At 40.2% G+C, this 23250-nt stretch carries 21 protein-coding genes, 1 tRNA gene and 2 pseudogenes; 6 read left to right on the top strand and 18 right to left on the bottom strand.

The genetic code is table 11. The features are described 5' to 3' along the window. Window positions 1–27 precede the first annotated feature (27 nt). From AAU57_RS09125 to AAU57_RS09115, 3 genes are read right to left on the bottom strand one after another with little or no spacing between them, the layout of a single operon-like run. On the bottom strand, window positions 28–1665 hold the full coding sequence (locus AAU57_RS09125; RefSeq protein ID WP_055412615.1) for an ArnT family glycosyltransferase: 1638 nt from the start codon (window positions 1663–1665) through the stop codon (window positions 28–30). Then, window positions 1662–2282, bottom strand: a complete 621-nt coding sequence (locus tag AAU57_RS09120) for a lipid-A-disaccharide synthase N-terminal domain-containing protein (RefSeq protein ID WP_055412614.1) — start codon at window positions 2280–2282, stop codon at window positions 1662–1664. The genes AAU57_RS09125 and AAU57_RS09120 overlap by 4 nt, the downstream gene beginning before the upstream one ends. Further along, the gene (locus tag AAU57_RS09115; RefSeq protein ID WP_055412613.1) at window positions 2279–2992 is read right to left on the bottom strand and encodes a glycosyltransferase family 2 protein; all 714 of its coding nucleotides are present in this window, start codon (window positions 2990–2992) and stop codon (window positions 2279–2281) included. Before AAU57_RS09115 ends, AAU57_RS09120 begins: the two co-directional genes overlap by 4 nt. Before the next feature lie 150 nt (window positions 2993–3142). On the opposite strand from AAU57_RS09115, the gene AAU57_RS09110 reads away from it, so the two are divergent. Further along, entirely contained in the window at window positions 3143–4075 is a 933-nt protein-coding gene (locus AAU57_RS09110; RefSeq protein WP_055412612.1) for an NAD-dependent epimerase/dehydratase family protein, read from the top strand. A 119-nt stretch (window positions 4076–4194) separates the two neighbouring features. Here AAU57_RS09110 and AAU57_RS15360 read toward each other — a convergent pair whose 3' ends face one another. From AAU57_RS15360 to AAU57_RS09050, 15 genes and pseudogenes are all read right to left on the bottom strand, one after another. Further along, on the bottom strand, window positions 4195–4737 hold the full coding sequence (locus AAU57_RS15360) for a DUF4113 domain-containing protein (protein ID WP_231717844.1): 543 nt from the start codon (window positions 4735–4737) through the stop codon (window positions 4195–4197). Between the two features lie 372 nt (window positions 4738–5109). Next, window positions 5110–5498, bottom strand: a pseudogene (locus AAU57_RS15255) (Y-family DNA polymerase); the annotation flags it as partial. Further along, on the bottom strand, window positions 5495–5860 hold the full coding sequence (locus AAU57_RS09100) for a S24 family peptidase (protein ID WP_055412611.1): 366 nt from the start codon (window positions 5858–5860) through the stop codon (window positions 5495–5497). The pseudogene AAU57_RS15255 and the gene AAU57_RS09100, both read right to left, overlap by 4 nt. 107 nt (window positions 5861–5967) lie before the next feature. Beyond that, window positions 5968–6522: a DUF427 domain-containing protein gene (locus AAU57_RS09095; RefSeq protein WP_082438599.1), complete on the bottom strand. Its 555-nt coding sequence runs from the start codon at window positions 6520–6522 to the stop codon at window positions 5968–5970. Between the two features lie 307 nt (window positions 6523–6829). Continuing rightward, the gene (locus AAU57_RS09090; protein ID WP_055412610.1) at window positions 6830–7954 is read right to left on the bottom strand and encodes a PepSY-associated TM helix domain-containing protein; all 1125 of its coding nucleotides are present in this window, start codon (window positions 7952–7954) and stop codon (window positions 6830–6832) included. 68 nt (window positions 7955–8022) lie between these two features. After that, window positions 8023–10452, bottom strand: coding sequence for a TonB-dependent receptor (locus AAU57_RS09085; RefSeq protein ID WP_055412609.1), 2430 nt, complete (start codon window positions 10450–10452; stop codon window positions 8023–8025). A 118-nt stretch (window positions 10453–10570) separates the two neighbouring features. Then, window positions 10571–11266: a site-specific integrase gene (locus AAU57_RS15250; protein ID WP_231717843.1), complete on the bottom strand. Its 696-nt coding sequence runs from the start codon at window positions 11264–11266 to the stop codon at window positions 10571–10573. Between the two features lie 12 nt (window positions 11267–11278). Then, a pseudogene (locus AAU57_RS15245) lies at window positions 11279–11503 on the bottom strand (phage integrase SAM-like domain-containing protein); the annotation flags it as partial. Beyond that, complete coding sequence (locus AAU57_RS15240; protein WP_231717791.1) at window positions 11451–11864, bottom strand: Arm DNA-binding domain-containing protein; 414 nt, start codon at window positions 11862–11864, stop codon at window positions 11451–11453. The pseudogene AAU57_RS15245 and the gene AAU57_RS15240, both read right to left, overlap by 53 nt. A 230-nt stretch (window positions 11865–12094) precedes the next feature. Next, window positions 12095–12168 (bottom strand) — tRNA-Pro (locus AAU57_RS09075). Window positions 12169–12206: 38 nt separating this feature from the next. Then, the gene (ychF, locus tag AAU57_RS09070) at window positions 12207–13301 is read right to left on the bottom strand and encodes a redox-regulated ATPase YchF (protein ID WP_055412608.1); all 1095 of its coding nucleotides are present in this window, start codon (window positions 13299–13301) and stop codon (window positions 12207–12209) included. Window positions 13302–13427: 126 nt separating this feature from the next. Continuing rightward, window positions 13428–14006, bottom strand: a complete 579-nt coding sequence (locus tag AAU57_RS09065; RefSeq protein ID WP_055412607.1) for a DUF4252 domain-containing protein — start codon at window positions 14004–14006, stop codon at window positions 13428–13430. A 25-nt stretch (window positions 14007–14031) separates the two neighbouring features. Continuing rightward, window positions 14032–14550, bottom strand: a complete 519-nt coding sequence (locus AAU57_RS09060; RefSeq protein WP_055412606.1) for a DUF4252 domain-containing protein — start codon at window positions 14548–14550, stop codon at window positions 14032–14034. A gap of 17 nt (window positions 14551–14567) precedes the next feature. Further along, window positions 14568–15032 carry a hypothetical protein gene (locus tag AAU57_RS09055; RefSeq protein WP_055412605.1) on the bottom strand — a complete coding sequence of 155 codons (465 nt, stop codon included), beginning with the start codon at window positions 15030–15032 and terminating at the stop codon, window positions 14568–14570. Further along, window positions 15029–15538 (bottom strand): RNA polymerase sigma factor, encoded by a 510-nt coding sequence (locus tag AAU57_RS09050; protein ID WP_055412604.1) that lies wholly within the window; start codon window positions 15536–15538, stop codon window positions 15029–15031. Before AAU57_RS09050 ends, AAU57_RS09055 begins: the two co-directional genes overlap by 4 nt. Window positions 15539–15702: 164 nt before the next feature. On the opposite strand from AAU57_RS09050, the gene AAU57_RS09045 reads away from it, so the two are divergent. The 5 genes from AAU57_RS09045 (at window position 15703) to AAU57_RS09025 (ending at window position 23159) form a co-directional block, all read left to right on the top strand. After that, entirely contained in the window at window positions 15703–17148 is a 1446-nt protein-coding gene (locus tag AAU57_RS09045; RefSeq protein WP_055412603.1) for a S41 family peptidase, read from the top strand. A gap of 52 nt (window positions 17149–17200) precedes the next feature. After that, window positions 17201–18256 (top strand): flavin monoamine oxidase family protein, encoded by a 1056-nt coding sequence (locus AAU57_RS09040; RefSeq protein ID WP_156340086.1) that lies wholly within the window; start codon window positions 17201–17203, stop codon window positions 18254–18256. Window positions 18257–18318: 62 nt separating this feature from the next. Further along, window positions 18319–21450 carry a WD40/YVTN/BNR-like repeat-containing protein gene (locus AAU57_RS09035; RefSeq protein ID WP_055412601.1) on the top strand — a complete coding sequence of 1044 codons (3132 nt, stop codon included), beginning with the start codon at window positions 18319–18321 and terminating at the stop codon, window positions 21448–21450. A gap of 6 nt (window positions 21451–21456) precedes the next feature. Continuing rightward, the gene (locus tag AAU57_RS09030; protein WP_055412600.1) at window positions 21457–22668 is read left to right on the top strand and encodes a bifunctional alpha/beta hydrolase/OsmC family protein; all 1212 of its coding nucleotides are present in this window, start codon (window positions 21457–21459) and stop codon (window positions 22666–22668) included. Continuing rightward, window positions 22665–23159, top strand: a complete 495-nt coding sequence (locus tag AAU57_RS09025; protein ID WP_055412599.1) for a YdeI/OmpD-associated family protein — start codon at window positions 22665–22667, stop codon at window positions 23157–23159. Before AAU57_RS09030 ends, AAU57_RS09025 begins: the two co-directional genes overlap by 4 nt. Window positions 23160–23250: the final 91 nt, after the last annotated feature.

The raw sequence follows: 23250 nt of genomic DNA, 5'->3' as shown, positions 1-23250 counted from the left end.
ATCCTTCTTTCAATATTTTGATCTATTTTAATTTACTACCCGTGAGATTTTTTTGAGCACATAAAAATCTGCTTTAAGTCGGTCCTTATAGCTGCTGCGAGTGCTGTCCACTGGATTTAAATCAAAGGTTTCAATGGATTCCACTTGATACTTTTGGTTGAGAAAATCGAGTTTGTTCTTTTCCACAGAATAATCTGTGAATACACCTATGGTCGATTCGTCCATCAACAATAATTCTTCGTCAGTGATATGGACCGTATGGGTCCCATAATCCCAAACCAACTCTGGAGCAAGATCTTCCAAGGCATAAATAGGTAGTTGACGTTTACTCAAGCTGGCAAGCGAATTGTAATCAGGATTGCCCAAAAGCGCATTTGATAGCGGGAATCCAAAGGTAATTACCACCATCACAAATGCGATCGTTCCATAAAACACTCTGCCTAATTTCTGCTGGATCAGACTATACCAGATAAAGGCTCCAACTGCTACCAGAGCAATTGATGTCAGGATATAATAGAGATAATAACCATCCAGTTTTTCACCAAAGTATAAAAAGGCTCCCAAAGGAAAAACCAAGCCTATAGTCGCGATAAGTCCAAAATTGAAATAAACCGGCCATTTTTCCCACTTGCTGAAGATCTGTCTAAAATTTAAAATAAGATACTCGATATAAAAAGCTGTGGTCATCGCCAGCGGAATCAACACTGGCAACAGATAGCGTGATTTTTTGGTTGGGATCAAGGACAACAGCACCACAGCCATAATAGTCCATAAAAGGACAAAAAGATAGGCTTTTTTATTGGAAACTTTCTTCTTCAAATAGGGATACAATAAACCGACGAATGCTGGTATGGTCCATATGCCAGATTGTGTGAAAAAGCTCCAATAATAATAGAATGGCTTGAGCTCGTAGCCTACCCAACGGCTGGATTCCTTGGTGGCAATTCTGGTGGCTTCTGCAGTGTCATAAACGTAGATATAGATAGCCCACCAAGATGATAATAAGGCAATCACTAGGATCATCGCCAGTAATGGCCACCATTTTTTACTGAAGGCTTTGTACTTGTAGGTGAACCCATAAGCGATAAGGAATGGAAGCAACAACGCATAATGTGATACTGGACCTTTGCTCATAAAACTTAATCCTATCAGTAATCCAGCTAGTAGCGCGTTTCGGTAAAGTTTTTCAGCTTGCGATAAGAATTGGAATAGGTAATAAATACCGACCAACATAAACGCATGGGCAAATATGTCCCAGGTGCCGTTGCGTCCTGCAAATATGACGTAGAAGCTGGTGCCAGCAATCAAGCTGGTAAGGAGCGCGAGATGATTGTTTTGAGTCAGCTTTCGCGAAAGCGAGAACATATAAAACAGCAATAACAAGGTCACAAGCGCTGCCGGTAGTCTCAATGCCATCAAACTTTCCCATCCTATGAGTTCTCCCGAAAATGCCGTCAACCATGTAGGTAACGGTGGTTTTTCATAGCGCGCCAAACCGTCCATGGTGGTGAGTATCCAGTTGCCGTCTGTAACCATCTCACGAGCGGTAACAAAGTTGCGCGCTTCCATGATGTTGGGATACAGCCATCCCAAATGGGCGATATAGACTGCAGCCCAAAGGATAATGATGCTCCAGTATGGATGTTTCTCAATGAATTTTGTCATTCCTGCGTTTTCAAAATAATAATGTTGCGGGAATACAATACGATTCCCAACAAGTGACCTAAAAATAACACTGGATCTTTTCTAATAATGGCATAGGTCAAAATTAATAGGGAACCTAGCAAGCTCAACGCCCAAAATCCCATGGGTAATGATGATTCCTTACGTTTCTCGCTATAAAACCACTGATAGATAAAGCGCAATGTAAAGACGACCTGTGCTACGATGCCTAATGCCAGCAGCCAGCTGGGAATGTTCTCATTCTGGAATAACAATTCCCTGTCATATACCTGATTGTTATATCCTATGATAAGAATAATAATAGGAAAAAGATATAGGAACCAACGCAAAGCTTTGGGAAATGATCGCCAGCTGTCCTGCAACTGCATGTTGCGTATGTAGATAAAATAGGTCAATATCTGACCCAACATGATGGCAAAGTCGTTGCGCAGGTAGCCATACAAAAAAAGCGCAAAGGATGCAATAAGACTAAGCTGCCAAAATAAGACTGGCGTCAGGACACGCTTATTCTTTTCTGAAACGATCCATTGCATAATGGATCGAGCGGAAAAGAGAATTTGGGCAACAAAACCTATGGCATAGATGACCCATTCATTCATGCCTTATCTGCTACTTTGTAATTAATGTATTTCTTCTTCATCCATAGATAGGCAAAGCAATCCATTAATGGTCCAAGTAATCTATTCCACAAACCAAACTTTGCCGTGCCCGCAACGCGTTCAAAATGTTGCACAGGAACTTGCTTGACCTTACCGTTTTGCAATAAAATCATTGCCGGTAGAAAACGGTGCAATCCCTTGAACATCGGGATGCGTTTTGCATGATCTGCTTTGATGATCTTAAGTGGACAACCGGTATCGTCCATTCCATCATGAGTGAAACTACGTCTTATACCGTTTGCTATGGTAGAGGACATGTTTTTGACAAAACTATCCTTGCGCTGTGAACGCACACCAGTCACTAGATCATATTCTCCAATGTGTTCCAACAACAAATCAAAATCCATGGGACTGGTCTGTAAATCTGAATCGATATATCCTACCAGTGAAGTTGTAGCGTGATCAAAACCAGCTTTAATGGCAGCGCTCAAGCCATAATTCTTATCAAAATTAACGTAGTGAAACTTTGGGTTTGAAGCGCAAATGTCCTTGATAATCCGTAAGCTCTCATCTGTGGATCCATCGTTTACTAAGAGGACCGACGATTCTACCTTAGAACTACTGATATAGGCGCTCAGTTCACGTTCCACTCGTTGTAGATTATCTGCCTCATTATAAACAGGTACGATAATCGTTAAAGAATTTGTCATTCAACAATGGGGTTATCTAGGTTGGATTTACAAGGTTAATAATAAAATCTAAAGTAATTTTGAAATCTGGTCAAATTGCCAAGTAATAGGGCAAACCTTTTTCAAATCAAAATAAAATCTATTCCTTTGGAATAGAAAATTCCATTCTTCATGAAAATTTTAATTACTGGCATCGCTGGTTTTATTGGGTCTCATCTCGCTGAAAGATTGCATGCGAACCATCATGAGGTGTTTGGAATCGACAACTTTTCTGATTATTACGATGTCACATTAAAGCGTGAAAATGAAGCTGCTCTTTCGCAGTTGGGTATCAAAGTAATGGAGTTGGATTTGCGAGAAGACGATCTAGAGGCAGCCTTGCCTAAAGATGTGGAATATATTTTTCATGCAGCAGCTTTACCAGGCATTGCAAGTACCTCAACATTTGAGCAGTACCTCACGAACAATGTCATTGCAACACACAGATTGACAACGGCTGCTACACATCTAGCGCACTTAAAGATGTTTGTCAATATTGGGACCTCATCAATTTATGGTAAAGACGTTTTTTGTGATGAAGAACAAATGGCTAAACCCATTTCGAACTATGGTGTCACAAAACTTGCTGCAGAGCAGCTCGTTATGTCCCAATCTCGATTAGGGAACTATCCAGCCTGCTCACTGCGATTATATTCCGTTTATGGATCTCGAGAACGACCAGACAAAATGTTTAGCCAATTGATTAATTGCGCGATACATGGGGAAAAATTCCCATTGTTTAAAGGCAGTCTTGAGCACAAACGCAGCTTTACCCATATCACTGACATCATTGACGGTATCGTGAGTACGATAGGTAAAGAGGATGTTTGCGATGGCCAAGTTATTAATCTAGGTACAGATCAGGAATACACCACCGCACAAGGAGTCCAGACGGTGGAGAAATTAATGGATACCAAAATTGATATCGACCTCAAACCAGCTCGCAGCGGTGATCAACTTAGAACCAAAGCGGTGATCGACAAAGCCAGAGAGCTGCTGGATTACAATCCGCAAGTAGGTCTTGAAGATGGCGTCCAGGAGCAGATCAACTGGTTCAAACAGTAATTCCTAAAATATCTTTCTATCCGCGATTCCTTTATTTGCAAAAAATTGAAGTTGGATTATTTCGCTTTCGCGAAAGCGGAATAAAACCATCAAATGATATAAAATAATTGATAATTGTACTAGAGTACACCTCTAATGATGAGCTGCTGAGGTCGAGCTTTACCAATGGTGAGGATCTCATTCCATTGTGTCGTGTATCTCGGGCTACGGTGTTCTTTAATTAAAGCCCATTCCTTTTCCCGGTTTCCTACTGTAGCCACCTTTACTTTGTTCTTGCCAAATTTGTTATTCAAGGCGTCAATGACTTGGGTGATTTCTTTACTTTCGTTTTTGTGTTTTTCTTCAAACAAACTCGTTTGTATCTGATTATCTGGGACGATTTTCAATAGATTTACACTTACCTTTTTATAACGGTAGCCCTGCCTGAATATCTGTTTTAGACCCTTCAAGGCCTCTTTATTCAATCTGATGGTACTGTTTGTAGGACTATCTAATTGAATACTTATTTTGTTCCTGTATTGTTTGTCATAACTGCTAAAATTATTGGTTTGTAGCCCAACCTCAATCATGGTCGCAGAGCTCTTTTGTTGTCTTAAAAGATCAGCAACCTCTGCGACATAATAGCTACAGGCTTCCGCAATGAGGCTGTAATCTGACAACATAAAACCGAAAGATTTTGCTGTTCCTATTCCTTGTTTTGCGTCTGGTTCTTCTACTAATTCTAGACACGGTATATTGTTGAGCTCTCTCCACAAGCGCTCACCAATCACTGTCATTTCCTTACGAACCCAGGCCACTGGCATTTCAGCAAAATCTAAAGCCGTAATGATGTTTTTATCTTGGAGTCTTAGAGCATGCTTTTTCCCTATACCCCAAATATCTTTTACCTGTAGGCTACGTAGCAAATGTTGTCGTTTCTCTTCTGTATCGACCACATAAACATCCTTATTCTCTGGTAATTTCTTAGCAAACTTGTTCGCAAGTTTAGCCAGTGATTTGGTTTTAGCAATCCCAACACCTACAGGAATACCTGTGTTTTTCTCTATTGTTGATTTTATTGTTCTTCCAAAGTCATCAAAATTATCGTGTGGATAGTGAGAAAGGTCGACAAAACTTTCGTCAATGCTATATTCTTCAATCAATGGTGAGAATAATTTAAGGGTGTCCATTACTCGCCTGGACATGTCGCTATAAAGCGTGTAGTTCGAAGAAAAATAAGCCACATTATTAGCATCCAATATTTTCTTGATCTTGAAGATGGGCTGAAACATTGTATATCAGCAAGTGCCTTAGCTTGTTTATTTGCAGCAATGACACAGCCATCATTATTGCTCAAAACAATTACCGGTCTTCCTTTTAAGTCGGGTCTAAATACCTGCTCACAGGATGCATAAAAGCTATTGCAGTCCACTAAGGCAATCATAACATAGATTTGATAACATATGTAATCACGCCCCAAACATTAAGCTCAGTACACTCCTGAGTGCTTACTCTATGAATCTGGAAACTGTCCTCTTGAATTACAATGGCAAGTTGATTAGCTTGGGGAACCAAAGATTTATCTACAATGAGAACATCATTCTTCTTCACCTCAAAACCTTCAAAAGAATCATCTATCGCCCTAATGTAAAATGTAGATTCTTGATTTGTTACCAATACATTATTCAAATCTATCCTAGGCTCATTGTAATGAGTCGCTGGACTTGAAAAACCAGTTTGCTTAGGTCGTTCAACCCTATGATTATCGATAGGCTTTTGAATACGATTGATATCTTTAGCTTTCATAAGCTAGATATCTTGTTTTAGCATTTATCTTCTATTGTATCTTTCTTACAATTTACAGCTTTCACTAAAGTCTGAAGACAAATTAATTATAAAACCTGATTCATCAATTACCAATGGCCTGTCCCGCTATCTCCTTTAAAAGGACCAGTCAAGTCTGGTGTAATCCAACCGGCATAAAACTCTCCTGGTTGAGCTTTTACTTTGACACCATCCACAAAACAATCCAGATGTTGTGGGTAGAATGCCAAGTGGTGTTTGAGATCTTCAAATTCAGGAAAAGGGTTGGTATAGGACCAAGCGATCCTACGAATGTTGTTTTCTTTTAATGTCCAGTACGTTGCTTCTCCTTTCCACTCACAAAAAGAACTTCTATTTGGTATTTGCTCCAGCAGCTCCATGTCGATATCCTCTTGTGGTATGTAGTAAGTAGGCGGACTGGCCGTTTCTAATACTGCTAAGGCCTTTTGAGTGGCTGCAATGGTTTTTCCTTGGTACTTGACTACAACCTCCTTAGCCACTTTTTCAATCGCTGGCGGACGTGGAAAATCCCAAACGGAACGCTGGCCTTCTTTGGGCTCAATAGCAAAGGGTGGTCTTGAATTACCTCTATTGTTCCAACCATCGCGGGCTTTTTGTAATCGATCCTCTATATTGTTTTGCATGGCGGTATGATTTTAATTTCGTGTGATTCTTTGGTATTCTACAAAATTCAGGAGTTTTCAAAATTTCGATGAATTAAAAGATAAATGCACTTATTGACAAAATATAACCTACCCTGTTTATTATACGAAAATTATTAAGCGAAACTTGTGATCAAAAAGCTGCACTTCAAACTCTCTCTAAAAAAAGAATCACTTACCTACTTTCTATTAAAATGACACGTATTTAAAAGTACGCCGGATGGAAATCCTGAGAGAAATAGATCAATTAAATTTAAACCAATCAAGTAATGATTGTAAAAAACACTTGCTAGCTCTTTTTGCCTTTCTTTTTGAACTTTCCCCAATATATAAGAAAACCGGTGACGGGAAGGCTTGCGATAAGTATGCTCAACAAAAAGGCCAGTATTTTACCTGGTAAACCAGCAATTGCACCGACATGTATATCAAAATTCATTCGCAAAATTTTATCAGACAACTTCAGATCCTTGTACGTACTATAAATAGTTTTGGAGGTTATAGGTGCAAGGGTTGTCTGATCAAAGAATAGGTAATCTGAGTCGTAATATACCCCATCAGTATTTGAGACCTCCACATAGATACTACTTGTGGGCGCATGAGGATAATGAATTTCAAAATTGTCTGCCTCAGGATATTGCTCCCAAAGCTGTGGGAGCAATCGGTCAATAGGCTGGATATTTCCTTTATTAGAAAACTCATACGGGTTATCTGGAATCATAAAGGTCACTTCTTTTTCACCTCCCAATATTTTATAAATTCCTGACTGAAACCAATCGTATGACATCGCCAGGCCAGAAACCGCAAAAATCAGTGCAAAAAGACAGATGTAAAAGCCGCCTATAGAATGAATATCAAAGTTCTTGCGCTTCCATCTTGTGGTATCCTTCCATTGAAAACTAAGCCTTTGCTTCAAACCTTTGCGCCGCTTAGGCCACCACAAAACGATACCGGAAATCAACATTACTAAAAAGATCAAAATAGCCACTCCTACAACCTGCTCTCCTATTTTAACAGGTAACCATAAATGCATATGTCCATCCAGTAGCCAAGCGAAAAATCCGGTTAAATGATCTTCAGTATGTAGCAATTTACCTGTATAAGGATTTAGGAAAATGCTGCGATAAAACAAAGGTGACTCTTGGTAAAAAATGGCTTCTATAGATTCACCTGGTTCATTATAAACCGTCCCATGTAGAGATTTTCCTGGGTACATTTCTGCAGCTAATTCTTGCACCATCGTTGGGGTCAAGACAGGTTGATCCCTTACCGTTACATATTTATAATCATCTGACAAGGCTTTGACTTCATCTTTAAAAGCCCACAAGGCTCCGGTGATGGCCACTATAAATACCACGATGCCACTGGCAAGACCTAGGATTTTGTGTATGGATCTGATTGTTTGTTTGAAAGTCATCTTAAAAGGTAGGTTTAAGTTCCACTGCCGTTTTGGTGCGGTATCGCTTTCGCGAAAGCGAGATCTTACTAAAACTTATAGGTGAAATTTGCCAGCACTGTACGTGGTTGTTGTGGGTTTATCGTAGTCCAACCCTTGTAGTATTCTAAATTGGTCACGTTATTGACCTTTAAGGCGATACGATACTTGTTGACTTCATAAAAAGCTGAAGCATTGTAAACCGTGTATGAAGGCAAAGTGAAATTACCAGTTGTGGTATAGTTTTTTACAAATCTCTCACTCGCACCATTGAACCCGAACCCAACACCTAAACCTTGTAATGTTTTATCTTGAAAAGCATAGCTAGCCCAGAAGTTGTATAGGTTTTTAGGTCCTGCCTCCAAAGGTCTTTTATTTAAAATGAGAGGATCGTCAGTTCTAGTGGTTTCACTGTCATTGTAGCTATAACCACCTCTAATGTTAAGTCCATTGATAGGGTTGGCATTAATTTCTAATTCTACTCCTTGACTTACTACCTCTCCATTGGCGATAAAATTGAATGGGTTTGCTGGATCTTGAATCACCCTATCTTGAACTCTAATATTATAATAGCCAAGTGTCCCATCAAGTCTGTTGTCAAATAAACTGGACTTAATACCAGCCTCAAACTGGTTGGCCTGCTCTGGATCAAAGGTTTGTAATCTTTGAGCGCCATCTTGAGGATCACCGACTAAACGAGGTGCTACATTATTAAATCCATTTTGATAATTTGCAAAGACTGAAAGTTCATTGTCAATGATTTGATATAGCGCTCCCAACTTAGGTGATAAGGCGGTTTGATTAAAATCATCTTCAACAGTAAGTATGTCACCATTATTATCAAAATGATCTAGTCTTAAGCCAAGCATTAAGGATAACTGAGGAGTGAAATTGACCACATCAGAAACATATAAGCTATAGATGCTATATTCTGAATTATTATTACCGACAGGTGTATTTTCAAGAGCGGCATCAACGCCAGCTGTGGACAATGGAAATAAGTCATCTTCTACTACATCAGGTGTAAAAGGATCGTCGCCATTGAACCCACCTTCTGGTGTTACATTCCCATAAAACACATAACCCGTGCTATTATCAGTTGTGTTTACATTAAGGTAATCAAGTCCAATGACCATGCGGTTACGTTTCCCAGCAATGTTGAAATCACCTATGAAGTTTTGTTGAATGTCTGTAGTGTTAGTTTGAGAGTTCTGTTTACTAATGAAACGGGTAAAGGTATCATCAGGTAGAATGCCAAATTCAAAAAGATAGGAGTAATAACCGCGAGTCGAAGTGGCGCTTTTAGAAAGCAATGTTTGTGACTGCCAGTTGTCAGAAAGTTTGTAATCCATTTCAACGCGATAGTTTTGAGTAGGATTTGTAAGAGTTAAATCATTGCTGGTAAAAGAAAATTTATTGTTGTAATTGAGCTCTTCAAGATTAGCTGATTCTGTTGGTGCATTTCTGTTCAGAAAAAGAAATGTAGGGTTTGTTTGTTCGGCTTGGGTAATCTCACCATAGAATGAGAACGAAAGCCTGTTATTCACACGGTAGGATAGTGAAGGTGCAACAAAAAAGGAGTTTCTAAATCCAGCATCTTGAAACGATTCTTGAGTACTGTAAGAAGTATTCAAACGGAAGTAGAGATTCTCATTGCTGTCAAGGTTTGTATTAAAATCACCAACAATTTGATTGAAACCATAGGATCCAGAGGTGAATGAAAGCTCTCCACCGGTTCCAGAATAAGGTTTTTTTGTTACGACGTTAATTAAACCGCCGTAGGAAGAAACTGCATTCCCGAATAAAGTTGCTGACGGACCTTTAATCACCTCAATACGTTCAATATTTGCAGGGTTTATGGTACCATTTGTCAAGCCTGGCAATCCATTAACCAGTTGCGGCTGCAGAGAAAAACCTCGTAAGGCATAATATCCAGCACCATCACCTCCACGACCTGTGGAAGTCCATAATTGCTCTACGCCGGTGGCATTTTTTAGAGCATCATCAAAGTTGGTCACGACTTGAGACTCCAACAACTCAGAAGTTACTGTGCTATATACCTGTGTGTTTTCTATATCCTTTAGAGGAAGCTTTGCCACGTAAGCACTCTTTTTTCTGGAAAACTTATTGCGACGTTCGCCGTTTAAAGTAACTGTGCCTAAAATTTCATTCCCTTCATAGAGGACTATGGTTCCTAAGTCTTTGGGCGAACTATCTTGAATAGAAACTTGAATTTCTCGAGATTTGTATCCAATCGAAGAGAATAGTAAGGTAATTGTTCCTTCTCCTATCCCAGAAATCTTAAAGTCACCGTTGCGATCACTTTGACTTCCAACTGTAGAATTCAAAACCGAAACATTAACAAGAGATAAAGGTTGATTGTTACTGTCTACTAACTTTCCACTAATGGTGGTAGTTTGAGCGTAAGAGATGAAAGTGAACAGTATTAATAATAACGAGAAATTAGAACGAATTTTCATTTATTTTTATTTAGACTAATTATAGATAGTTGAATTTGGCTGCGAATTTATACAGCGGAGATGTACTTTCCAAACTATTTGTAATTATTCTAAATAATATTTTTATCATCATTGGGGATCAGAGATTTACTTTTTTTTCAATCATATTATCCATGATCCATATACCCATTTTACCGTCTTTAATCGATTTTTCAGCCAATACCAACTTTAACTTAATCATATCCTCGCAGACTTTACGTTCTATGACTCTAGCATAGATTTGTGTTGTGGATAGTTTTGTGTGGCCTAGAAGTTTAGAAACGGTTTCAATAGGAACACCGTTGGATAAGGTTACCGTGGTCGCAAATGTGTGCCTTGCAATGTGGAATGTTAAATTTTTAGTGATCCCACATAGATCTGCGATTTCTTTCAAATAAGAATTCAGTTTCTGATTGGACATCTTAGGAAACAATGTTCCATGGCTTACAGACTTGGGATGATCGCGATATTTATCAATTAGCTGCTGAGGAATGTCCAACAAAGGAATTTTCACACGGTTATTCGTTTTCTGGCGGTTAGTCACGATCCAATAATTCCCATCAATACCCAAACTAATATTATCCATTTTTAGCTGTATCAAGTCAATATAGGACAAGCCAGTATAGCAAGCGAAAATGAATAGATCTTTGACCAAATTTAATCGCTCCATACCGAACTGCTTTTCAATAATACCCTGGAGCTCAAGTTCTGATAGATACTCACGCTCATTGCGGACATAGGTAGGTTTGAATTTTACAAATGGGTCTTTGGCCAGCCATTCCATTTTGTAAGCCATGGTGACCATTTTGCGAAGTCTCTGTATATGCTTCATCACGGTATTGTTTTCCATCTTCCGTTGATGATCAGTTGGAGTGTGACTGCGCAAATAGTTCTCAAAATCAATTAGAAACTTAAAAGATAGCTGTGATAAGTTGAGGTCGTCGGTATTCATTTTGTTTTTCAAAAACAGCTTGAGATACCTATGAGTAGTATAGTAATTTTTTAAAGTTCCGTGTGTAAGGGATTCGGTCATTTTTTCCATTGTGATACTCGACTAGATCCAATAACGTATGTTCTTGGCTGTCTTGACCTAAATACCGAGCCTTAATGGATTGTGGGCATATATGAGCCTTTTCTTTTACGAGCTGATCAAAAGCCGCATAGATATCCATTTGAAACTGATCTAAGAATCGGTTGATCTTTGTAGAATGTTGACTACTTCCAGTGGCTCTGGATTTGGCTTTGCTCCACCGAGCAATCTCTACTTTTCTTTGCAAACTGATGTTTGATCGCTTTCGATTTACAGTAATGCGTGCGATAATTGGAGCCATTCCATTTTTAGCTCTGGAGGTTTCCCGCCAAAACAGCAGACTAAAGGCTAACCGTGATTTCATAGTTGTCGTCTTAAAAGTTATGAATACTTCTCGACGAATGTCAAATCAACTATCTAAATAACAGCGTTTTACAGCTTATTCGGTTAGCAGATTTCATTTTTGAATTTGCTAACCGAATTGCTAACCGAATCGGTTGGTTTTCGATGTAATGGGATAAACTCCCATTTTATCTAAAACCTTGAAAATCATAGCATTTGCTATGATTTGATAGGCTTTGAAAGCCTCATTTGTCGGGATGACAGGATTTGAACCTGCGACCACACGGCCCCCAGCCGTGTACGCTACCAGACTGCGCCACATCCCGATTTGATCGCTACTTAAAGCGTCAAATATAACGCGTGATTATACATTGAACAAGAAATGCATGATGTCACCATCTTGCACAATGTATTCTTTTCCTTCTACTTTAAGTTTTCCAGCTTCCTTGACTTTTTGCTCTGATCCATATTCCACATAAGTGTCGTATTTGATCACCTCAGCGCGTATGAAGCCTTTCTCAAAGTCGGTGTGTATAACGCCTGCAGCTTGAGGTGCAGTTGAACCGGCATTGATGGTCCATGCTCTCACTTCTTTAACTCCTGCAGTGAAATAGGTTTCTTGATTAAGTAACTTATAGGCAGAACGTATCAATTTTGCACTACCAGGCTCATCTAACCCCATGTCAGATAGAAATTCCTTGCGCTCTTCATAATCCTCTAACTCTGTAATATCTGCTTCAGTTCCCACGGCAAGTACAAGAACTTCAGCGTTTTCATCCTTGACAAGTTCCCTTACTTTTTCTACATATTCATTACCACTAACCGCTGCGTCGTCGTTCACATTGCATAAATACAAGACAGGCTTGTCCGTGATGAACTGTAAAGGCTTGACAAATTCTGCTCTGAGTTTTTCATCTATTTGAACAGTCCGAACTGATTTTCCAGACTCAAGTGCTGTTTTAATTGAGGACAAAACCTCATCTTCACGAATAGCATCTTTATTACCCGTACGTGCTGCCTTTTTGACCTTTTCCAGTTTCTTGTCAACTGTTTCTAAGTCTTTCAATTGGAGTTCTATGTCGATTGTTTCTTTATCCCTGATAGGATTTACACTGTTGTCGACGTGAACTATATTTTCATTGTCAAAACAACGTAAGACATGAATGATGGCATCTGTCTCTCGTATGTTCCCCAAAAACTGATTCCCTAACCCTTCTCCTTTACTGGCTCCTTTAACAAGTCCTGCGATGTCAACGATTTCTACAGTTGCTGGTACTACTCTTTCTGGATTTACAAGAGACTCCAACTTCTCTAATCGTGGATCTGGTACATTTACCACACCTACATTAGGTTCAATGGTACAAAATGGAAAGTTGGCGCTTTGCGCCTTTGCATTAGACAAACAATTAAACAAGGTGGACTTACCTACATTAGGAAGACCTACGATTCCTGCTTTCATAAAAGACTTTTTTTAAGCGGCTGCAAATATACGTTTATAGCTCAGGAATATTTAAAAATGAGATAAAACAAAAAGCCTCTTGCGAGTACCGCAAAAGGCTTTCCAATATTCTTTGACTGTTATAATCTATTCTGTTTCTATTTTCATGTTATTTACCGGCATACCAAGTCCACCTATAATAGATTTTAGGCCTGGAATGTTGATGTCTTTAATCTCAACTTCTTGAATCATGGACATGATCTCGCTCACATTCATATCATCTCCCAAAATTCTCGCGACACCTAATCCCATATCGTCTGATCTGCCATAAACGATAATCTCATCAATCGCATCTTGAGAACCGTCAAACATCATTTTTAATTTAACGCCATCATCACTGTGTGACATAAGTAACTCGTATTTCTCATTCTCAAAGATCTTATCCAGTTTTGCAGATTCTGTAAGGAATAGATTCTTATTATCCTCTTTTGCGGCTAAAGCAATGAGGTTTACCTTTTCTATGGATTCATAAGCCTCACGAGACTCTGGTGAAAATTTTGAAGCATCAACTCCTATGATGGACTTAGGAATGCTTGTGGTGATAAACCCATCTTTTTCTGCACTGTCTACATAGAATTGCTGAAGCGATTGTTCGTTACTACATGATGTCAATAGCGCCATGACTGTTAGTGATATGGCAACAATTTTTAATATTAGCTTGTTCATGATATAAGTTTTTGGTGGTGGTTATTTATTTCTGCGTTGCTTTTTCTATCTGCTTCTGGCCTGGTATGTTCATTTTTTGGGTGATTCTAGCAATCTCGTTAAGATCAAGGTCTCCAGTGATGACTAGAAGAACCGTGTCTGCTTTATTGCCATCTGCATCTTCCATGAACATGACCAGTTCACGTATTTTAGTATCTGTGTTGCCCTTGCGCATATGAAAGGTGAACTTCTGACCATCTTCCTTATTGCTCATCAATAATTCCATCTTGTTTTTGGCAATCATTCCGTCTGTAAATGTTCTCATTTTTTGAGCAGAATTCATATCATCGGTGGTGTACACCCTTAAATCTTTAAGGTTACCAACGGTTTTCATCAATTGTGCAAATTCTGGATCTGTGCTGTCTATTCCAGCGATCATTTTGAACATGGCACTGGTCACTCTGGTTTCTGACACGTGCTTTAAATTGCCCACTTCGTCAAAATTCTGGGCGTTTGCTGTTATTGCAAGTGCAAAAAACAGGACTAGGGTTATTATCTTTTTCATCGTTTTGTTTTTAAAAATTAATCTTGGTTGATATTAAAAACCTGTGCGGTTTGTTTATTTATTTGGGTAATGGGTTGCAAGTTTTGTTTGCCTTTGTTGAATTTACTGGACACTAATTCAAGGGCTGCCACGGTTGCTTCATAGGCTTCTTCTGGAGATTCATAGGTTCCCAAATCAGCGTCGTTTGAATGATCATATAGGCCTGAACCTACAGCCACCATTAGGGAAACACTCGCGGCTACCGCAATGCCGGTCCAGGTCCTGCGATTGAATTTTTTGTTGTGGAGCTGTTTTGATTTCACTTTCGCGAAAGCGTCAAAACCACCATCATCTATGCTCTTCTCCATCTCATAACTATGAAACAGACCTTTGTAGACCAAGTGCTCCTGAGACACACGATCACTTTTGAAATAATCTCTTAAATCCTGCTCTTCTTGAAGGCTGGTCTCGCCTTCCCAATATTTTTCCAGTAGCTCGTTCATGCTATTTCGGTTTTATATGATTCTTCTATTTTTTTCTTGAGCAACTTGCGTGCCCTGCTTAAATTGACTCTTACCGCGGTAGACTTCATGTCCATAATGCGCTCGATGGCTTCATAATCGTAATGCTCGATATCACGCAAATGCAGTATGGTTCTATAATTCTCTGGCAGACCTGCAATCATTTTTCTCACCATGCTTACCTGCGACTCTCTTTCCAATTCATCTTGAGCATTGCGGTCTGCAGACTCATAATTGCTGTGTACAATCTTTAAGTGACTGGCCTGTTTACTCTTTAATCTGTCCAGCGAATAATTTTTCACCATCTGCATCGCATAGGCTTCCTTATTATTGATGTCTTTAATATCAGATCGCTTTTCCCAAAGCTTCAACATGGTTTCCTGTACGGCATCTGCAGCCTCTTCATGCGAGGTGAGCAGTCTGCGGGATAGGAAATACATTTTTTGCTGTACTTCTTTGAAGGTCGCTATGAAAGTTGGTTGATTCATTCCTGCGGTTCTATTATCATGACGAGCCTACCATCGAGTTGTTACAAAAGCCATGCATTTTTTTCCTAAAGCATCGATATTTAGCATGATTTATGCAATACTTGAGTGATTTATGATGCCTATAAAGGACATTGATTATTTTTAGCCCTATATATTTTCCCTTTATGAAACTTTTCAAATCCCTATTTATCATTATCGCCAGCATAGGAATCCTATCCAGTTGTGCAGAAGATAATGATGATCAATTTGCCAGCGATAGAATAGTAAAGAACTTTATCTATCGAGGTATGAATACCTTCTACCTCTATAAATCTAACGTGGATGTATTAGATAATGACCGTTTTGCAACAACAGCAGAATTGGAAAATTATCATTCCCAATTTGATTCACCAGAATCCTTTTTTGAATCATTAATCTTTGACCGCGAGCGCACAGACCGTTTTAGCATCATAGTGAGTGATTACGTTGCCTTAGAACAGGCACTTTCAGGAAACACTTTGAACAATGGTATGGAATTCGGTTTAGTTAGATATCGAGATAATCAAAGTCAAGTTTTTGGTTATGTACGTTATGTGTTGCCCAATTCTGATGCTGATAACAAAGGTGTCGAGCGTGGTCAGATCTTTAATGCAATTGATGGCATTCAATTGAACGACACTAATTTCAGAACATTGATAGCTCAAAACACCTATACCATAGGCCTAGCTGACTTCAATGGAGGTAATCCTGTTGCCAATGGAGACGAAATAACACTTTCAAAATCACAGCTACAGGAAGACCCAATTCTAGTGAGTAAAGTCATCACTCAAGGTAATGCCAAAATAGGCTACCTACTTTACAACAGTTTCTTGAGGCAATATGACGATGACCTTAATGCTGTATTTGCAGATTTTAAAGCACAAGGTGTTACCAATCTTGTTCTGGATCTAAGATACAATAGCGGTGGTAGTGTCAATACCGCTATCACACTGGGAAGTCTCATCACTAACAATCCTACCACTGATGTATATTCCAGAGAACAGTGGAATCCTGAAGTACAGGAGTTTCTCCAAAACAACAATCCAGATCAATTGACCAATTTCTTTAGAAACACCACTTTTGATGGTGACAATCTCAATCGATTAGGTCTTAATAAGGTGCACATCATTACTACTTCAAGTAGCGCCAGTGCTAGCGAATTGGTAATCAACGCCTTAGATCCTTATATCAATGTGGTTCAAGTAGGTGATGATACGGCAGGTAAGTTTCAGGCAAGCATTACTTTGTACGACAGCGAGGATTTTGGACGTTCTGGAGCAAATACTTCACATCGTTATGCAATGCAGCCGTTAGTATTAAAAAGTCTTAACAGCATAGGCAACACAGATTACTTTGACGGTCTTGCTCCAGATATTGCCTTACGAGAGGATTTCGGTAACCTTGGCATTTTAGGTGATCCTAATGAGCCTTTGTTAAGAGCGTGCCTCAACGATATATCCATCAACGGTAGCATCTGGAGACCAACTGATATTTCACCAAGTGTTTATAATATTGAATTTATGGACAGTAATGATTTCAAGCCACTGGGTAATGAAATGTGGAAGGAAGATACCACGCTGCCTATAAAGTAAGCTGTATCACAACGTATCTTTGAAGCCTTTGGAATTTCCCAAAGGCTTTTTTATGCATTCAAAAGTATCTATAATCGGTGGTGGTCTTACAGGCTTGACACTGGCTTATCTCCTCAATAAAGCTGGAATTGATTACCACGTTCTGGAGGCAAGACCACGATTAGGTGGCCGTATTTTTACAAAAATGTCTGGTAACCACATACCGGTAGATCTAGGCGCCGCATGGTTTTGGGATTACAACCCGCAATTGAAAGGGCTTTTGAAAGAACTTGAACTTCCCACATTCCCTCAAGCAATGGGTAATAAAGTGTGGTATCAGCCCAGACCTAACCAGGCTTTTCAACAAATTGAAATTCCAGCTCAGCAACAGACCAGTTATCGAATTCATGGTGGCACTACCAATTTGATTCTTTCGCTAGCATCCCAAATAAACCCGGATAAAATCAAATTAGATTCTCAAGTAATCAACATCGCCTATCGCTATTCCAAATACACCATCCAGACCACTAACGGGTTTTATGACGCAGACATGGTCATCAACACATTGCCGCCAGCACTGGCTTGCGAGTTGACCTATGATCCAGAACTTCCCGATGACTATCTAGAAATAGCCAGAAATACACATACCTGGATGCAAGGCAGCATCAAGTTTGGTTTGGGTTTTAAAACCGCTTTTTGGAAAGAACTCAACATTCCTGTAACTACGTTTAGCAGCTTTTCAGCGGCAAGCGAGGTATATGATTATTCAAATCATACCGGCGACCGCTTTGCCATCATGGGATTCTTAAATCCGCAAGTGAGCGCCATGGATAAAGTGACACGCAAGGATCAAGTATTGGAGCAGTTAAGTTCCTTTTTAGGGAAACCTGTCATGGATCACGTTTCCTATGAGGAATGTGCCTGGAATGAAGAGCCCTTTACCGCTACTGCAGGGACCATGAATCTGCCACCGCACCAGCATAACGGGCACCCTATTTTAAGGTCCAGTTTTAACAACAATAGCTTGATCATGGCTGGTTCTGAAACCAGTGCTGTGCTTCCGGGTTATATGGAAGGTGCTATAAATTCTGCTTACAAAACCTTTGATCGTATAAAGGAACTGATTTGAGGTAGGTTCGCTTTCGCGAAAGCGAAAATCAATTCATATCTTTAGAAACTTAATTTAGTTTCATGAAGAATTATACCTTTTTACTACTTCTATTAGTGCCTTTACTGGGCGTTTCACAAAAGCTGGATCTAGATCTGGTTAAAAATCTCAAACCTAGAAATATAGGTCCTGGCGGCATGTCGGGACGCGTGACTGCCATCGATGTGGTAGAAAGTAATCCAGATATCATATATACAGGTACTGCCAGTGGTGGTTTATGGAAATCTGAAAGTGGCGGCATCGCCTGGGAACCCATTTTTGACGATCAAGTCACGGCTTCCATAGGTGCGGTTGCGATACAGCAGTCCAACCCTAGCATTATCTGGGCTGGAACAGGAGAAGGAAACCCTCGTAATTCACTCAACGGTGGATACGGGATCTTCAAGTCGCTGGATGCTGGAAAATCCTGGCAATCCATGGGTCTTGAGAAGACCCGACATATTCATAGAGTCGTCATTGACCCTACAAATCCAGATGTTGTTTATGCCGCAGCCATAGGCTCTCCATGGGGCGAGCATCCAGAACGTGGTGTGTTTAAAACTACTGATGGCGGGAAAACCTGGAACAAGATTTTATACACCAACGACAAATCTGGTGCGGCAGATCTAGTGATGGATCCTAGCAATCCCAATAAACTAATAGCAGCCATGTGGGAACACAAGCGTGATCCATGGTTCTTTAAATCTGGTGGTGAAGGTTCTGGTCTCTACATCACTCATGATGGTGGCGCAAACTGGAAAAAAATGACCGATAAGGAAGGTCTTCCAGGCGGTGAGTTGGGACGCATAGGTGTTGCCATAGCTCGCAGCAATCCAAATATTATTTATGCTCTGGTTGAAGCCAAAAAGAATGCCCTCTACAAAAGTGAAGATGGTGGTTTTAACTGGAAAAAGATCAATGACAAGAGTGATATAGGTAACAGACCTTTCTATTACTCTGAAATCTATGTGGATCCTATTAATGAGAACCGCGTGTATTCTGTGTTTACTTATGTCAACGTTTCTGAAGATGGTGGTAAAAACTTTGAACAATTGATGCCAGCTTACGGCGCTAACAATGGTGTGCATCCAGACCACCATGCCTGGTACATACATCCTCAAGATGGCTCCTTTATGATTGATGGAAACGACGGTGGTTTGAACATCACTCGAGATAGAGGTAAATCCTGGAGATTCATAGGTAATTTACCGGTTGCACAATTCTACCATATCAATGTAGATATGGACATACCTTACAATGTTTATGGCGGTATGCAAGATAATGGTAGCTGGCGCGGTCCTGCCTACACCTGGCGCGATCAAGGAATAAGAAATAGCTACTGGCAGGAAATTAGCTTTGGCGATGGTTTTGACGTGGTTCCAGATCCAGACAACAGTCGTTTTGGATATTCCATGAGTCAGCAAGGTTCTGTGCAGCGATTTGACTGGCAGACAGGAAATAACTATAGCGTTAAACCTACACATCCAGATCCAGATGTTGAATTGCGATTCAACTGGAATTCGGCAATAAACATCGATCCATTTGATAGCAGTACTCTGTATTTTGGGAGCCAATTCGTACATAAGTCCACTGACAAAGGTTTGACTTGGACCGTGATCAGTCCAGATTTGACCACTAACGATCCTGAAAAGCAAAAACAAGGAGAATCTGGTGGATTGACCATGGATGCCACTGGAGCAGAAAATCATACCACATTACTTGTCATCGAACCTAGCGCCGCAGAGCGCAATGTTATTTATACAGGATCTGACGACGGTCGCGTTCATGTAACTAAAGATGGCGGCGGCAGCTGGACAGACATTAGTAAAGGACTTAAAGGTCTGCCTGAAGGAAGCTGGATTGCACAAATCAAAGCATCTGCAACTAAAAAAGGTCATGCCCTACTAGTCGCAAATGACTACCGCAGGTTCAACTATGAGCCGTACGCCTACCGCACTACAGATTATGGTAAGAGCTGGAAACGCATTGTAGATGCAGACGATGTAGAAAGCTATACGTTAAGCATAATAGAGGCTCCAGACCAGAACAATCTCATGTTCCTAGGTACAGACGATGGACTTTACATCTCTATTGATGCTGGCGAGAATTGGGTAAAATACACCAATGGTTTCCCTACGGTTTCCGTAAAAGATCTAGTGATTCACCCACGTGAGCAGGATCTTGTAATAGGAACCTTCGGACGTGCCGCATGGGTGCTGGATGACATTAGACCATTGAAGGATATCGCTTCCGCGAAAGCGAAATACGATCAACCCATCAAACTTTTTGAACCGCCTATCGCCTATCAAGCAAGATATCAACAACCTACCGGAAGCCGTTTTGGTGGTGATGCCATTTATCAAGGTGAGAACCGCGGCAGCTCAGGATCTTTCAAATATTACTTTGACAAGGAGCTTTCCAAGCAGGTAGATAGCACGGCCAGAGACACCATACGCCTTAAAATTTACGATGGTGACCGTTTGATCAGGACCTTGGAATCCAAAGCTCCCAAAGAAACAGGAATCTATCAATGGAGCTGGAGACTGCGCGAGAAAGGTGGCAATTATCCATCTCGCAATATCAATAAGAGCAAAAGGGAAAACGCTGGTGTAGATGTATTGCCAGGAACCTATAAAGCAGTAATGGAATATGGTGATGTCACTAGTGAAACCATGATTACCGTTGAGGATGACCCACGAGTGGATGAATTAACCGCAGCAGACCGTAAGGCAAAATATGACGCCATGAAAAAGCTGGAAGCATTGACCCAAGAGGTTTATGAAATCACTCAAAAACTTGCCGAAAACAAAAAAACAGCCACCTCTTTCAACGCTATGCTTAAAGAAAAGGATAAAAAGGCGTATGAAGAACAAATAAAAACCACAGATTCCATAATCAAAGCCATTGAAAATGAACAGGCAAAATACTTTGGTACAATCGATAAGCGACAAGGAATAACGCGCAATCCAGAGGTTACAGTTACCCAACGCATAGGTAGCGCACGTGGATACATCGATAGCCGTCAAGGTCCACAAACCAAAACGGAAAGCCAGTTGTTCGAGCAAGCCCAACAAGCTGCCAACAAAGCCATGACCGAAACGCAACAGTGGCTGGACCAGACATGGGAACCCTACAAAAACGAAATGAAAAATGTCCAGATCAACCTTTGGGAATAGTAGCCTATGAAAATGGAAAAAATCACCTTCCAGAATGCAGATGGCTATGAACTAAGTGGTCGCCTGGAATTACCTATTGATCAAAAACCGCATAATTATGCGGTTTTTGCACATTGTTTCACCTGTAGTAAAAACTTTACGGCGACCCGCAATATCACGCGAGCCTTGACATCTTCAGGTTTTGGCGTGCTTAGGTTTGATTTTACAGGCTTGGGCGATTCTGACGGTGATTTTGGAGACACAAATTTCTCTGGCAATGTCGAGGATCTGCTGGCCGCCATAGATTACCTGTCGACTCATCATAAAGCGCCATCACTCGCCATAGGTCATTCCTTAGGTGGTGCTGCTATAATTTTCGCTTCCGCGAAAGCGGAATCCATTCAAGCTGTAGCAACCATAGGGACACCTAGCGACACAAAGCATGTGAAACACCTTTTCGGCGATCAAATTGAAGCCATTATTGAAAATGGAGAAGCCGTAGTAGAATTGAGCGGTCGCCCGTTTAAAATCAAGGAGCAGTTCCTACGCGATGTGGATGAACAGATGTTGACGCAAACCTTGAAAGATATGCGCAAACCATTGTTGATTTGTCATTCACCACAAGACAACACGGTTGGAATACAGCATGCAGAACGATTGTATCACGCGGCGATCCATCCCAAAAGCTTTTTGAGTCTGGACGGCGCAGACCATCTTCTTACCAACAAGGAAGACAGTCATTATGTAGGCAATGTGATTGCGGGTTGGGCCAGTCGTTATCTAGAATTACCAGAAATTAAGACCATTAAATCCCAACATGAAATCGCTGCAAGTCTTAATGCAGCAGATGGTTTCACTACCCAAGTTAAAGCTGGAAATCATTACTTAACCGTGGATGAGCCGCTAGAAATTAAAGGAAATGACTACGGTCCTACTCCATACGATTTATTATCCAGCGGACTAGCATCCTGTACCGTGATGACGATACAGATGTATTCCAAGCGTAAAAAATGGCACGTGGAAGATGTAGAATGTCATGTGACGTATGACAAGCAGCATGCCGCTGACTGTGAAAACTGCGAAGACAATAGCTCCAAAATTGACACCTTCACAAGACACATCAAATTCCCTGAAGAACTGGAGGATCACCAAATTAAAAAACTACTGGAAATAGCCGATAAATGTCCCGTGCATAGAACCCTACATTCCAAAACTCAAGTGATCACACACCTGTTATGATCTTCACTTTTGAAACCACATTGACGCATAATGGTTGGGTTGGCGCCTTGGTCATACCAGAGGATATCTCAGAACAGCTTGAATCAGCAAAAATCAAAAGAGTCGTAGCAGATTTAAACGTTTCGGGAAAGGAAATAACGCTCTATGCTGGTGTTATCAAAAGAAAAGGTATCAAATACTTAATGCTCTCAAAGGCAAACAAAAAAGCCTTAGCCCTAGAAGAAGGTGATACAGTCAAGGTCAACATGAAAGAAGATACTAGCAAGTATCAAGCGCCTTTGACGGAAGAATTGGAAGCGGTTCTATTAAGTGATTATGAAGCTTATGAAATCTTTGAATCCCTATTGCCTGGTAAACAACGTAACATCATTTTCATGATTTATGGCATCAAGGATTCTCAAAAAAGAGTCGATGTGGCGCTCAACGCGATGGAAAATCTGAAAATGGGAAATCTTAACCCCATCAGGTTTGAGAAACTATTACCCTATTAAAATGAATTGATTTTTAAAGAATTGTGAAATGGTTGGTCATGGTAAAGCACTTGACTAACTTTAACCATCAAATCTAATCACTAAAAAAAAT

The sequence above is a fragment of the Nonlabens sp. YIK11 genome, from assembly GCF_001413925.1.
Lineage (GTDB): Bacteria > Bacteroidota > Bacteroidia > Flavobacteriales > Flavobacteriaceae > Nonlabens.
This window is presented reverse-complemented; position numbering and strand designations above follow the sequence as displayed.

Excerpts from the sequence above, each read along its gene's own strand:
- AAU57_RS09030 (WP_055412600.1), top strand. The coding sequence starts at position 21,457 with ATGAAAATGGAAAAAATCACCTTCCAGAATGCAGATGGCTATGAACTA.
- AAU57_RS09110 (WP_055412612.1), top strand. The coding sequence starts at position 3,143 with ATGAAAATTTTAATTACTGGCATCGCTGGTTTTATTGGGTCTCATCTC.
- AAU57_RS09040 (WP_156340086.1), top strand. The coding sequence starts at position 17,201 with ATGCATTCAAAAGTATCTATAATCGGTGGTGGTCTTACAGGCTTGACA.
- AAU57_RS09125 (WP_055412615.1), bottom strand. The coding sequence starts at position 1,665 with ATGACAAAATTCATTGAGAAACATCCATACTGGAGCATCATTATCCTT.
- AAU57_RS09100 (WP_055412611.1), bottom strand. The coding sequence starts at position 5,860 with ATGAAAGCTAAAGATATCAATCGTATTCAAAAGCCTATCGATAATCAT.
- AAU57_RS09095 (WP_082438599.1), bottom strand. The coding sequence starts at position 6,522 with ATGCAAAACAATATAGAGGATCGATTACAAAAAGCCCGCGATGGTTGG.
- AAU57_RS09120 (WP_055412614.1), bottom strand. The coding sequence starts at position 2,282 with ATGAATGAATGGGTCATCTATGCCATAGGTTTTGTTGCCCAAATTCTC.
- AAU57_RS09060 (WP_055412606.1), bottom strand. The coding sequence starts at position 14,550 with ATGAAAAAGATAATAACCCTAGTCCTGTTTTTTGCACTTGCAATAACA.
- AAU57_RS09115 (WP_055412613.1), bottom strand. The coding sequence starts at position 2,992 with ATGACAAATTCTTTAACGATTATCGTACCTGTTTATAATGAGGCAGAT.
- AAU57_RS15360 (WP_231717844.1), bottom strand. The coding sequence starts at position 4,737 with ATGTTGTCAGATTACAGCCTCATTGCGGAAGCCTGTAGCTATTATGTC.
- AAU57_RS09050 (WP_055412604.1), bottom strand. The coding sequence starts at position 15,538 with ATGAATCAACCAACTTTCATAGCGACCTTCAAAGAAGTACAGCAAAAA.
- ychF (WP_055412608.1), bottom strand. The coding sequence starts at position 13,301 with ATGAAAGCAGGAATCGTAGGTCTTCCTAATGTAGGTAAGTCCACCTTG.
- AAU57_RS09045 (WP_055412603.1), top strand. The coding sequence starts at position 15,703 with ATGAAACTTTTCAAATCCCTATTTATCATTATCGCCAGCATAGGAATC.
- AAU57_RS09025 (WP_055412599.1), top strand. The coding sequence starts at position 22,665 with ATGATCTTCACTTTTGAAACCACATTGACGCATAATGGTTGGGTTGGC.
- AAU57_RS09065 (WP_055412607.1), bottom strand. The coding sequence starts at position 14,006 with ATGAACAAGCTAATATTAAAAATTGTTGCCATATCACTAACAGTCATG.
- AAU57_RS09090 (WP_055412610.1), bottom strand. The coding sequence starts at position 7,954 with ATGACTTTCAAACAAACAATCAGATCCATACACAAAATCCTAGGTCTT.
- AAU57_RS15250 (WP_231717843.1), bottom strand. The coding sequence starts at position 11,266 with ATGGCTTACAAAATGGAATGGCTGGCCAAAGACCCATTTGTAAAATTC.
- AAU57_RS09085 (WP_055412609.1), bottom strand. The coding sequence starts at position 10,452 with ATGAAAATTCGTTCTAATTTCTCGTTATTATTAATACTGTTCACTTTC.
- AAU57_RS09055 (WP_055412605.1), bottom strand. The coding sequence starts at position 15,032 with ATGAACGAGCTACTGGAAAAATATTGGGAAGGCGAGACCAGCCTTCAA.
- AAU57_RS15240 (WP_231717791.1), bottom strand. The coding sequence starts at position 11,864 with ATGAAATCACGGTTAGCCTTTAGTCTGCTGTTTTGGCGGGAAACCTCC.
- AAU57_RS09035 (WP_055412601.1), top strand. The coding sequence starts at position 18,319 with ATGAAGAATTATACCTTTTTACTACTTCTATTAGTGCCTTTACTGGGC.